Origin of the sequence: Amycolatopsis sp. NBC_01307, from assembly GCF_035975215.1 — a bacterium.
Taxonomy (GTDB): Bacteria; Actinomycetota; Actinomycetes; order Mycobacteriales; family Pseudonocardiaceae; genus Amycolatopsis.
The window spans coordinates 6430704-6442740 of sequence record NZ_CP108403.1 but is presented as its reverse complement, the minus strand read 5'-3'; the positions used below and the strand labels follow the sequence as shown (position 1 = coordinate 6442740).

Here is a 12037-nt window from a genome sequence, read left to right as displayed (position 1 = left end):
CAAATCTGGCGAAGCACCGCACTCCGGCGGTCATGGCGGTGCGCTTGGGATGGCTCGTGCTCGATAGGCCAGAGTCGTCAATCACGACGATGGTCGGCTGTTTGCTGCGGGCAGGCGCTGGCCGCCGTATCAGCTAGCGAAGATCCGGCTGGTGCTGCTCAGACCCAAACCGCCGACTCAAACAGTGTTACGGAGGAGTAGCAGAGCAGGCAGAAGGTGTGAACGTGGACGCTGAGTTGCTGGAACGGGCTCGGTGTGAGGATCGGCGGCATCGTGAGTTGTATCAGCGTCCGGTCTCCGCGGAGAGTCTCCGAAAGGCGCTGGGCGTAGGAGCAGAGCGGTCGCGCACCTTGGTGAAGCTGGTACGTGCCGAGCGCTGTATCTCAGCGTAGCAGTAGACTACACTTAGAGTAGTCGTGAGCGTTCTGATGACGCTGCCCTGGCGGCGTCATCAGAACTCCGTAAGGAGGCGTTTCCGCCTTCGGCGACGAGTTGCGGTTGCCGGTGTTGGCGAAGGACGAGATCAGAGAAGCGCTCGCCACTGCCGTCCGGTAGTCGTCCGCTGTGGAGGAGTCTCGTCGGCTGGGCCGGGCAGCGGGTCTCGTTCTTGGCGTTCGCGGGCGCTGGCGCGACCACGCACTAACCCGGCTGACTCGCGCCGGAGAAGGCTATCGCTCGTCAGGCGTCGTGCGCGGTGCGGTATTGGTCGTCGGTGACGGGTTCGAGCCACGTGGTGCCGTCGCCGCCTTCTTCCGGGCCTTCGAGCATGGCGAGGTGGCTCATGCAGTTCGTGTTCGTGCCGCCGTGCCAGTGCTCCTCGCCGGGCGGGGTCCAGACGGTGTCGCCGGCGCGCATACGGATCACCTGACCGTCGCGGTTGACGACCAGGCCGGCGCCTTCGGTGACGTGGAGGGTCTGCCCGACGGCGTGGGAGTGCCAGTTCGTGCGGGCGCCGGGGGTGAATCGGACGAGGGACGCGACCAAGCGCGACGGCGGCTCGGGTGTCTTGATCATGGTGAGGTAGACGTCGCCGGTGAACCGTTCGGCCGGGGTCTTGACGGTCTCGTTGACGGGGATGAAGTCCACGGTGTTCTCCTTGGGGGTCAGCTTCGGAAGACCTTCTTGGCGACCGCCATGGCCGCCATGGCTTGCGGCCAGCCGGCGTAGAAGGCCAGGTGGGTGATCGCTTCGATCAGCTCGGTCTCGGTGTTGCCGTTCTCCTTGGCCAGGCCGAGGTGGAAGACGAGTTGCTCGGTGTTGCCGTTGGTGGCCAGCGCGGCGACCGTGACGAGGCTGCGTTCCTTCGGCGTCAGTTCGGTGCGCTTCCACACTTCGCCGAAGAGCACGTCGTCGGTGAAGTGCACCAGCGCCGGGGCGAAGTCGCCGAAGAGTTTCTGCGCGCCGGACGGCTCGGGCTGGAAATTATCGGTCATAACGATCCTTTCTAGTGGGAAGTGCGGAGTCCCGCGAACGCGGCGAAGGCCGCTGCCGCCGCGACGGCCGCGGCGAGCAGGAGGCTGACCCGCATCCCGGCGGCCAGACCCGACGGGGTGTTCAAGAGGGCGCCGAACACGGCGACGGCCAGCGCGCCGCCGAGCTGGCGGCTGGTGTTGAGCACGCCGCTGGCCGTGCCGGCGCGCGCCGCATCGACGGCGCCGAGGAGCACCGCGATGACCGGCGGGATCACGGTCGGGCCGCCGAGCCCGACGAGCACCATGACCGCGGCAATCACCCAGGTGGGTGTCGTCGCGGGCAGGAGGGCGACGACGGCGAGACCGGCCGTCATCAGCGCCAGCCCGGTCACGACCACCGGCCGGGTCCCGGTCCGTTCGGTCACGCGCGGTACGAGCGGGGTCAGCACGAGCCCGGCGAGCATCATCGGGAGGAACACCACGCCGGTCCGCACGGCCGACAGCCCCTGGTTCTGCAGGAGCAGGCTCAGCACGAACGGCATCCCGTAGTAGCCGACCATGAACGCGAACCCGATCACGACCACCGTGACCACGATCCGAGATCGAAACAGCTCCAGCGGCAGCATCGGAGCCGCGACTCGCCGTTCGACCAGCACGAACACGACCATGCTCGCGACGGCGACGACGAAGGCGGCCACGACGTGGGGAGCGGTCAAGCCGGCCCGACCGGCCTCGATGGCGCCGTAGACCGACGCGGCCATGGCGAGGACCCCGGTGATCTGGCCGGGCCGGTCGAAGGGCACCCGGTGGTGTGCCGAAGGCGCCACTCGAGCGAGCAGAGCCAGCGCCACGGCTCCGGCGGGCAGGTTGATCAGGAAGATCCACCGCCAGCTCGCGAGCGTCAGCACGCCGCCCAGCACCGGCCCGGCCGACGAGGCGACCGCGCCGCCCATCGCCCACACGGCGACCGCCCGGGCCCGGCGCACCCGATCCGGGAACGCCTGGCCGATCAGAGCCATCGACGACGGCATCACCACGGCCGCCGCGGCACCTTGCAGGAGCCGGCAGACCACGAGCGTGGGCAGGGTCGGAGCGACGCCGCAGGCCAACGAGGAGAGCACGAACACGGCCACGCCGAGGCCGAACGCCCGCTTCGCGCCGATCCGGTCGGCCAGCGAGCCGGCCGAGAGCAGGAACGCGGCGAACATCAGCGTGTAGCCGTCGATCACCCACTGCAGTCCAGTGATGCCCCCGCCCAGGTCGGCCCGTACGGCCGGCAGGGCGACGTTCACGACGACGGCGTCCAAGGTGACGACGAAGAAGCCCAGCAGGGCTGCCGCCACCGTGGCGGTGGCACCGCCGGTCACCGGCTGGACCGTGGTCGTCTCGGAAGGGGTCACCCCACGAGCAAACGCCGGCGCGCACGCGGGCGGGAGGTCGTGTCTTTCCGGGTTCCAGCAGAACCCCCCTCAATGATTTGCGCCGTCGTACCGTGGAAGGCGTGAACGCCAAGAGCACCGAGGTCCGCGACTTCCTGGTCACCCGGCGGGCCAAGATCACTCCGGACCGGGCCGGCCTGCAGCACTACGGCGGCAACCGCCGGGTGCCGGGCCTGCGCCGCGAAGAGGTCGCCATGCTCGCGGGTGTCTCCGCCGACTACTACACCCGCGTCGAAAAGGGCAATCTCGCCGGCGTCTCCGACAGCGTCCTCGACGCCATCGCCGGAGCTCTCCAGCTCGACGAGGCCGAACGCGTGTACCTGTTCGACCTCGCCCGCGCCGCCAACGCCGCCGGTCGCCCGCGCACCGCCGCGGCCCAGCGCCGCCGGTCGCCGCAGCGGGTGCGGCCGGTGGTGCAGCAGATCCTCGACAGCATGACGACGACGGCCGCCTTCGTCCGCAACGGCCGCCTGGACATCTTGGCGACCAACATGCTGGGCCGCGCGCTGTATTCGCCGGTGTTCGACAGTCCCACCCGTACCAGTGCGGTGTCGCTGCCCAACCTCGCACGGTTCGGCTTCCTGGACCCGGCTGCCCGCGACTACTTCCCCGACTACGACAAGTCTTGCCACACGTCAGTCGCGATCCTGCGCACCGAGGCCGGTCGTGATCCGCACAACCGGGATCTGTCGGACCTCATCGGGGAGCTCAGTACCCGCAGTGAAGACTTCCGCACCCGCTGGGCCGCCCACGACGTCCGGCTGCACCGGACGGGCACAAAGGGCTTCTGCCACCCGGTGGTCGGCGAGCTGACCCTCGCCTTCGAAGCCATGGACCTGACCGCGGACAGCGGGCTCACCCTCACGGCGTACACAGCACCTCCCGACACGCCCTCCACCGAACGGCTCCAGCTGCTGGCCAGCTGGGCCGCCACCACCCTCACAGCAGGGCGTCCGCGGTGATGGGGAAGTCGCGGATCCGCCGTCCGGTCGCGTGGAAGACCGCGTTGGCGATCGCCGGGGCCACGCCCACCAGCACCAGCTCGGCCAACCCCTTGACGCCGAGCGGGTCGGCTTCGCGGTCTTCGCCGTCGAGGTAGATGGCGCGGAGATCGTGGACGTCGGCGTTGACCGGGACGAGGTAGTCGGCGAGGTTGGCGTTGACGATGCGGCCGTCGCGCGGGTCGGTGACGGTGTGCTCCAGCAGGGCGGCGCCGATGCCGCCGACCATGCCACCGAGGGCCTGGCTGTCGGCGAGCTTGGGGTTGACGATCCGGCCCGCGTCGTAGACGCCGAGCATCCGCCGGATGCGAACCAGGCCGAGGCGGGCGTCGACACCGACTTCGGCGAACACCGCGCCGTAGCCGTACATCGAGAACCGGTTCTGCTCCGAGGGCGCCCAGGACCCGATCACCTCGAGGTGATCGCGGCCGTTGCGGGACAGCACCTGCCGGTAGGTCTCGCCGCGCGTCGGGTCGTTCTTCGCCTGCATCCGTCCTTTCCGGACGATGACGTCGTCGGGATTGACGCCGTGCAGGGGAGAGCGCGGGTCGTTGACGGCCAGGGTGATCGCCTGGCGGCGGACCTTGTCGCAGCCGTCCTGGACGGCGGAACCGACGCTGGCCATGGTCATGGAGCCGCCGTGGGGCGGGGTCGGCGGCATGAGCGAGTCGCCGAGCCGGAACTCGACGGTGTCCATGGTCAGGCCGAGTGCGTCGGCGGCGACCTGGGGCATGGAGGTGTAGGTGCCGGGGCCCATGTCGCTGGTCGCGGCCTGGACCAGCGCGGTGCCGTCGGCGTTGAGCCGGACGTGGGCCTGCGCGGGGGCGCGGGCGGTGTCGTAGACGGCGGCGGCCATGCCGGTGCCGATCAGCCAGTCGCCGTCCTTGGTGGACGCCGGCTTCGGGTTGCGCCGTTGCCAGCCGAATTCCCGGGCGCCGACGTCGTAGCATTCGCGCAGCCGGCGGGTGGAGAACGGCTGACCGCTGGACTCGTCGGCCGCCGGTTCGTTGCGCTTGCGCAACTCGATGGGGTCGATGCCGAGCTGGTGCGCGAGTTCGTCCATCGCGGATTCGATGACGAGGGCGGCGGAGGCGTAGCCCGGTCCGCGCATCCAGATCGGGGTGTTCACGTCCAGCGGCACGGTGGCGTACGCCTGGCGGACGTTCGGCATGCTGTAGAGCATCTGGCCCGGCGCCAGCATCGCCTCGGTGAACGTCTCGTAGCTGGACGTCTCGCCGCGGATGTCGTGCGTCATCGCGGTGAGCCGCCCGGTGCGGTCGCTGCCGGCCCGGAGCCGGTAGGAGTAGGCGGGCCGGAACCCGGTGCCGAAGTACAGCTGCCGGCGGGCGAGGACGAGCTTGACCGGACGGCCGGTCTCGCGGGCGGCGAGCGCGGCGATGGTGCTGTGCGGCCAGGCCCGCAGGCCGCTGCCGAACGCGCCGCCGACGAAGGGGGAGATCACCCGGACCGAGGTCTGCGGGATGCCGAACACGGCCGCGAGTTCTTGTTGCGTGCCACCGACCACCCACTGGGTCTTGTCCCACACCGTCAGCTGGTTGCCGTCCCAGCGGGCGATGGTGGCGTGCGGTTCCATCGGATTGTGGTGGTTGCGGGCAGTTCGGTAGGTCAGGTCCAGCCGGACCGGTGCGGTGTTCAGCGCGCTGTCGGCGTCGCCGCGCGCGTAGGTCGCCGGCTCGTCGGCCGGGGCGGTGGCCAGGTCGGTGACGGGCTGCTCGGCGGCGTAGGACACCCTCACCAGGCGCGCGCCCTGCTGGGCGGATTCGTGGGTGGTGGCGACCACGGCGGCGACCGGCTGGCCGAAGAATCGCACGCGGTCGTCCTGGAAGACGCGCAACCGCGAGTTCGGCGCCGGGTTGTTCGATCCCGGATTGTCCACATAGGGCAGCCGAGGAGCGTTGAGGTAGCTGATCACCCGCAGGACACCAGGGTGGGCACGGGCGGCGCGGTCGTCGATGCCGGTGATGCGGCCGCGCCCGACGCTGCTGTCGACCACGGCCGCGTACAGGACGCCGTCGGTCGGGTGGTCGGCGGCGTAGAGTGCGCGCCCGGTCACCTTGAGGCGTCCGTCCACCCGGGACTGCGGGGTGCCGACAGCGATCTGTGGCTGGAGTGTCACCGGGTGCCTCCCACGACGCGCAGCTGGCGTTCGACCGTGCGCTTGAGCAACTCGACCTTGAATCCGTTGTGTGCCAGTGGCCGGGCGCCGTCCGCGGCTCGCTGTGCGGCCTCGGCCCACAGCGCGTCCGACGGTCGTTTGCCGAGCAGGTGCCGCTCGACGGCGGGCAGTTTCCACGGGACGGTGCCGACACCGCCGGCGGCGACCTTCGCCGCGCGGATCACGCCGCCCTGGATCTGGAGGGCGACCGCGGCCGAGGTCAGGGCGAACTCGTAGCTCTGCCGGTCGCGCACCTTGAGGTAGCCGGACCGGGACGGGCGTGGGAGGGCCGGGAGCTCCACGGCGGTGATCAGTTCGCCCGGCCGCAGGGCCTGTTCCCGGTCCGGGGTGCTGCCCGGCGGCAGGTGGAAGTCGGCGAAGGGGATGGTGCGTTCGCCGACCGGGCCTTGCAGGTGCACGATCGCCTCGAGGGCTGCGAACGCGACCGCGGCGTCCGACGGGTGCGTGGCGACGCATGCCGGGGAGCCGCCGAGGATGGCGTGACCGCGGTTGTAGCCGTCGAGGGCGGCGCAGCCCGAACCCGGTTCGCGTTTGTTGCAGTTCGCGGTCACGTCCCGGAAATAGGTGCACCGGGTGCGCTGCATGATGTTCCCGCCGATGGTGGCCATGTTGCGCAGCTGGGCGGACGCGCTCAGCTCCAGGGCCTCCGAGACGACCGGAAAAGCGGATCGCACGCGCGGGTCGGCGGCGGCGTCGGCCATCCGCACCAGCGCGCCGATCCGCAGGCCGCCGCCCGGCGTGGGGGAGATGCCGGTGAGCGGCAGCCTGGTGATGTCGACGAGCGCACCCGGGCGCTCCACGGTCTCGCGCATCAGGTCGACCAGCGTCGTGCCGCCGGCGATGTACCGTCCGCCCCGCTGCCCGGCGGCGATGGCGGCCCGGACGTCGGGCACTTTGGTGTAGGAGAAGGACTCCATCGGTGTCAGCCCTTCGCTTGCTGGATGGCTTTGACGATCTTGACGTAGCAGCCGCAGCGGCAGATGTTGCCGCTCATCCACTCCCGGATCTCTTCCGGCGATCCGGTGTGGCCCTCTTTGATGCAGCCAACGCCGGACATGATCTGCCCGGGGGTGCAGTAGCCGCACTGGAACGCGTCCTGGTCGACGAACGCCTGCTGCAACGGGTGCAGTGGCTTGTTGTCGCCGGGTGACAGACCTTCGATGGTGGTGACCCGCGCGCCGTCCAGCCGCACCGCCAGCGTCAGGCAGCCGTTGACCCGCCGGTCGTCGACGAGGACCGTGCAGGCGCCACACGCGCCCGCGTCGCAGCCCTTCTTCGTGCCGGTCAAGCCGAAGTGCTCGCGCAGCAGGTCCAGCAGCGAGGTCCGGTTGTCCACGGTGACGGTGTACCGGGTTCCGTTGACGGTCAAGGAAATTTGGCTGCTCGACGCGCCCGCGCCCGCGCCCGCGGCGGCCGCGGGCTCGGCGCCCAGTAGCGCCGGTCCGGCCACGGCGACGGCGCCACCGACCGCCGATGCCGCGATGAACGTCCGCCGGGAGTGGGCCGTGGGCGACTCCGCCTCGGTGCCACCGGCCGGCAAGGGAGATTCGGGGGACATGGCGTCGACCCAACCAGGTGCCCGCGAGGTGGAGGAGTCTCTGACAAGAGGTGTACGGGCAGTGCCTGGTAAAGCGGGCGAATTGCCGGTATCTTGCCCGGCCGGCTCGGTCAACACGGTACGGCGACCTCCTCCTTCTTGTGCTTCTCGTGGTCGAGGGCCGCCGGTTTCGTGGCGCGCGATCGGGCCGCGAGGACGGTGAGGGGCAACAGGGTGAGGGCGGCGATGACCGCTCCGACCAGGGACGGTCCGGTCACCCCGAGCGAGTCCAGCGCCGAGCCCGCGATGGCTGTCCCGGCCGCGATGCCGGTGTTGAAGGCCGACGTGCTCAACGCGGACGTCAGGGTCGGCGCGTCGCCGGCGTAGCGGACGGCGAGCGCGGTGACGACCGGGTTGACGCTGAATCCGGTCAGGGCCATCAGGAAGACGAGGACGACGGCCGCGACAGGGCTCGTGGACAGCGGGATCATCAGGAACAGCACGACGGCGGTGGCCGCGGCCGCGGTGATGGTGGTCGTCAGCGGCCGCCGGTCGCCCAGCCGGCCGGCGGCCGCCGTGCCGCCGAGGGCACCGGCGCCGAAGGCGATGAGGGCGAGCGGGACAACGCCGGCCGGGATGCCGGCGCGGCCGGTCAGCAGCGGGGTGAGGTAGGTGTAGGCAGCCAGGACACCGCCCATGATCAGCATCGCGGCGGCCAGCGCCAGCCACAGCCGGCCCTGGCGCAGAGCCCGGACCTCGGCTCGGACGGACACCTGGGCGTGCTGCTCGCGAGCGGGGATGAACCGCCCGATGACGGCCGCGGCGAGCGCGGAAAGCACGGCCAGGGCCCAGAACGGGCCGCGCCAGCCGGTGAGCTGGCCGGCCAGGGAGCCGAGCGGCACGCCGATGACGTTGGCCAGGGTCAGGCCGCCCATCATGACGCCGATGGCCCGCGTCGAGTCCCGCGGACCGGCCGCGGCGGTGGCGACGACGAAGCCGACGGACCAGAACGCGCCGGTGGCCAGGGCGGTGACGACGCGGGCGGCGAGGACGATCACGAGGGAGCCGCTGAGCGCGGCGACGACGTGCCCGAGGCTGAACACGGCCAGCGCCAGGACGAGGGTCCGGCGCTGCGGCAGCCGCAGGGTGGCCAGGGCCATGGTGGGCGAGCCGACGATCATGCCCAGTGCGAAGGCGGTGATCAGCAGGCCGGCCTGCGAGACGCTGACGTCGAGGTCCGCGGCCAGCTCGGGCAGCAGACCGGCGACGACGAACTCGGTGGTTCCCATCAGGAACGTCCCGGCGGCGAGCACCCAGACGACGGCAGGAAGGCGGCCGGGAGTGGTCCCGGTGTGCATGGAAGATCTCTCCTCACGGGGGAATGGAGGCCGGACCGGGCCGGCCGCACCGCCGTCGCTGCGGCCGGGACCGGTCGTCCTCCGTCTTCGGTCAGGGGGTCAGCAGGGCCTTGATGGCGCGCCGCTCGTCCATGGCCCGGTAGCCTTCGGCGACCTGGTCCAGGGGCAGGGTGAGGTCGAAGACCGGGCCGGGGTCGATGTGCCCGGCGAGGACCCGGTCGATCAGGTCGGGCAGGAAGCGGCGCACGGGCGCCGGGCCGCCGCGCAGGCCGACGTGGGAGAAGAACAGCTCTTCGCCGGCGATCTGCACGTCGTGCGGGACGCCGACGAACCCCACGTTGCCGCCGGGCCGGGCCGCGTGCAGCGCCTGCCGCATGGACTCGGCCGTGCCGACGCATTCCAGGACGGCGTCGGCGCCGATGCCATCGGTGAGGTCCTTGATGCGGGCGACGCCGTCGTCACCGCGTTCGGTGACGATGTCGGTGGCACCGAACTCGGTGGCCAGCTTCTGCCGGGACTCGTGGCGGCTCATGGCGATGATCCGCTCGGCGCCGAGCTCCTTGGCCGCGATGACACCACACAGCCCGACCGCGCCGTCGCCGACCACGACGGCCGTGGCGCCGGGCTTCACCTCGGCGGCGACGGCGGCGTACCAGCCGGTGCCCATGACGTCGGACACGGCCAGCAGGCTCGGCAGGAACGCGTCGTCCGGGTGCTCGGGGGTGGCCACGAGGGTGCCCTGGGCGTTCGGGATGCGGACGAGGTCGGCCTGGCACGTGCTCATGAACTCGCGGTGCAGGCAGGAGGACTGCCAGCCGTTGCGGCAGTTCGCGCAGGTGTTGTCCGAGGTGGCGAACGAGCCGACCACGAACTGGCCGGGCTTGACCGCGGTCACCTGGCTGCCGACCTCTTCGACGACGCCGACGTACTCGTGGCCCATCGGGTGCGGGTCACCGATCGGCTCGACGCCGCGGTAGGGCCACAGGTCCGAGCCGCACACGCAGGTGACGGCGGTGCGGATGATCGCGTCGGTCGGCTGCTCGATCTTCGGGTCGTCGAGCTGTTCGAACCGGACGTCGCCGGGAGCGTGGATGACAGCTCCGCGCATGGATGACTCCTCGAGTGGCGGTGATGGGCCGAAGGCCCCTGCCCTCTCAGACAAGCGCCTTTTCGCGCGGGCAGCGAGTCACTGACGTTGGGTGTACCGGCAGTACACCCCATCGTGTCGTGGTGGCGCGTACGTTCGCTCCGTGGACAATCGTGACGAAGTCCGGGAATTCCTCGTCTCGCGGAGGGCCAAGATCACCCCGGAACAGGCCGGGCTGCCGGGTGGCACCCGGCGCCGCGTGCCCGGGTTGCGCCGCAGCGAGGTCGCCGCGCTGGCCGATGTCAGCGTGGAGTACTACGCCAAGCTCGAACGCGGAAACCTCGGCGGTGCCTCGCCCGCGGTCCTCGAAGCCGTCGCCCGTGCGCTTCTCCTCGACGAGGCCGAACGCGCTCACTTGCTGCACCTGGCCCAGGCCGCCGAGGGCGCCGACGTGCTCGCCCGGCCCCGGCGGCGACCCGGCAGGCAGTGGATGCCGCACCGGAGTCTGCAGTGGACACTCGACGCGATCACCGCCGGGGCCGCTTTCGTCAACAACGGCCGGCTGGACGTGCTGGCCGAGAACCAGCTCGCCCGTGCGTTCTACCGCGACATGTACGCCGGGGGCTCAACGCCGAATGTGGCCCGCTTCCAGTTCCTCGACGCCGCCGCCCGCCGGTTCTACGCAGACTGGGACCTGGCCGCGGACATGACCGTGGACGTCCTGCGCACCGAGGCCGGCCGCAACCCGCACGACAAGGGCCTGCACGACCTGGTCGGGGAACTGTCCACGCGCAGTGACGAGTTCCGCGGCCGGTGGGGCGCGCACAACGTCCGGCGCCACGGCGCCGGCGAAAAACACTTTCGTCACCCGATCGTGGGAGATCTCACGCTGACGTGGGAGACGATGGCGATGGCGGCTGAACCTGGGCTCACACTGGTGGTCTACACCGCGGAACCCGGTTCACCGTCCGCGGAAGCGCTGGCGCTCCTCGCGTCCTGGGAAGCTTCCCCACGCGGCGCCGAGGGCTGAGCCGATCGCTCGGCTTCTCGCGTAGCCGTCCACGAGCTGAGCAGGCGCAACGCTTCGTCCGACGGCGAGCCCGGCTCGGCGGTGTAGATCGTGAGAGTGAGGCCGGGTTCCGCGGCCAGTTCGAGACCTTCGTAGGCCAGGGTGAGGTTGCCGACGACCGGGTGGTGGAAGGTCTTCGAGCCGGTGCCGTGGTGACGGACGTTGTGCGCGCCCCAGCGCGTGCGGAACTCGTCGCTGCGGGTCGACAGCTCGCCCACCAGGTCGTGCAGGCCCTTGTCGTGTGGATTGCGGCCGGCCTCGGTGTGCAGGATCGCGACGCAGACGTCGGCGAAGAACCCCCAGTCCGGGTAGAACCGGTGCGAGGCCGGGTCGAGGAACTGGAACCGGGCGAAGTTCGGTGGCTGCTGCGGGCTCGCGTAGATCTCGGAGTAGAAGGCTCGCGCCAGGCCGTTCGCGGCCAGCAGATCCATCCGTCCATTGCGGACGAACGCGGGTCCTCCGGTGACCGCGTCGAGGACCCACTGCAGACTGCGGTGCGGAGTCCGTTGCGTGCTCTTCGGCCGCCGCCGCAGGATCGCGGTCGTGCCGTCCGCCGCGTGGGCAAGGGCCAGCAGGTGGGCCCGTTCCGCGTCGTCGAGCCGGAGCGCCCGGGCCACCGCGTCCAGCACGGAAGCCGAGACGCCGGCGAGGTTTCCGCGCTCCAGCTTGGCGTAGTACTCGACGCTCACATCGGCCAGCGCGGCGACCTCGCTGCGGCGCAGTCCCGGCACCCGGCGTTTGCTCCCGGTGGGGAGCCCGGCCTGCGCCGGGGTGATCTTGGCCCGCCGCGAGACGAGGAACTCGCGTACTTCCTGACGATTGTCCACCCCGCCACCCTAAGTCCGGCAGCCCGCGCGAAGGGTCCTCTGTCGGTACACCTTTCGAGAGAACCTTTCGGCTCGTCTCCGTCACTGATTGCGTCGTAGGCACTGCCGAA

At 70.8% G+C, this 12037-nt stretch carries 11 protein-coding genes; 2 read left to right on the top strand and 9 right to left on the bottom strand.

What is annotated here, in order from left to right:
• Nucleotides 1-678: 678 nt before the first annotated feature.
• From OG439_RS27665 to OG439_RS27655, 3 genes are read right to left on the bottom strand one after another with little or no spacing between them, the layout of a single operon-like run.
• Nucleotides 679-1086 carry a (R)-mandelonitrile lyase gene (locus tag OG439_RS27665; protein ID WP_155546482.1) on the bottom strand — a complete coding sequence of 136 codons (408 nt, stop codon included), beginning with the start codon at nt 1084-1086 and terminating at the stop codon, nt 679-681.
• Between the two features lie 17 nt (nt 1087-1103).
• Nucleotides 1104-1433 carry a carboxymuconolactone decarboxylase family protein gene (locus OG439_RS27660; RefSeq protein ID WP_326943734.1) on the bottom strand — a complete coding sequence of 110 codons (330 nt, stop codon included), beginning with the start codon at nt 1431-1433 and terminating at the stop codon, nt 1104-1106.
• Between the two features lie 11 nt (nt 1434-1444).
• A complete protein-coding gene (locus OG439_RS27655; protein WP_326943733.1) occupies nt 1445-2812 on the bottom strand; it encodes an MFS transporter in 1368 nt (455 codons plus the stop codon).
• Between the two features lie 101 nt (nt 2813-2913).
• On the opposite strand from OG439_RS27655, the gene OG439_RS27650 reads away from it, so the two are divergent.
• On the top strand, nt 2914-3813 hold the full coding sequence (locus OG439_RS27650) for a helix-turn-helix domain-containing protein (RefSeq protein ID WP_326943732.1): 900 nt from the start codon (nt 2914-2916) through the stop codon (nt 3811-3813).
• On the opposite strand, the gene OG439_RS27645 is transcribed toward OG439_RS27650, so the two are convergent.
• The 5 genes from OG439_RS27645 to OG439_RS27625 form a co-directional block, all read right to left on the bottom strand.
• The gene (locus OG439_RS27645; protein ID WP_326943731.1) at nt 3791-5989 is read right to left on the bottom strand and encodes a xanthine dehydrogenase family protein molybdopterin-binding subunit; all 2199 of its coding nucleotides are present in this window, start codon (nt 5987-5989) and stop codon (nt 3791-3793) included. The two genes, OG439_RS27650 and OG439_RS27645, sit on opposite strands and share 23 nt — an antisense overlap.
• Nucleotides 5986-6966 (bottom strand): FAD binding domain-containing protein, encoded by a 981-nt coding sequence (locus tag OG439_RS27640; protein WP_326943730.1) that lies wholly within the window; start codon nt 6964-6966, stop codon nt 5986-5988. Before OG439_RS27640 ends, OG439_RS27645 begins: the two co-directional genes overlap by 4 nt.
• A gap of 5 nt (nt 6967-6971) precedes the next feature.
• Nucleotides 6972-7607: a (2Fe-2S)-binding protein gene (locus OG439_RS27635; protein ID WP_326943729.1), complete on the bottom strand. Its 636-nt coding sequence runs from the start codon at nt 7605-7607 to the stop codon at nt 6972-6974.
• Nucleotides 7608-7717: 110 nt separating this feature from the next.
• Nucleotides 7718-8944: an MFS transporter gene (locus tag OG439_RS27630; RefSeq protein ID WP_326943728.1), complete on the bottom strand. Its 1227-nt coding sequence runs from the start codon at nt 8942-8944 to the stop codon at nt 7718-7720.
• A gap of 91 nt (nt 8945-9035) precedes the next feature.
• Entirely contained in the window at nt 9036-10052 is a 1017-nt protein-coding gene (locus tag OG439_RS27625; RefSeq protein ID WP_326943727.1) for a zinc-dependent alcohol dehydrogenase family protein, read from the bottom strand.
• 142 nt (nt 10053-10194) lie between these two features.
• Here OG439_RS27625 and OG439_RS27620 point away from each other — a divergent pair, with 142 nt between their 5' ends.
• A complete protein-coding gene (locus OG439_RS27620) occupies nt 10195-11061 on the top strand; it encodes a helix-turn-helix transcriptional regulator (RefSeq protein WP_326943726.1) in 867 nt (288 codons plus the stop codon).
• Here OG439_RS27620 and OG439_RS27615 read toward each other — a convergent pair.
• Entirely contained in the window at nt 10974-11927 is a 954-nt protein-coding gene (locus OG439_RS27615; protein WP_326943725.1) for a helix-turn-helix domain-containing protein, read from the bottom strand. The two genes, OG439_RS27620 and OG439_RS27615, sit on opposite strands and share 88 nt — an antisense overlap.
• Between the last annotated feature and the right edge of the window lie 110 nt (nt 11928-12037).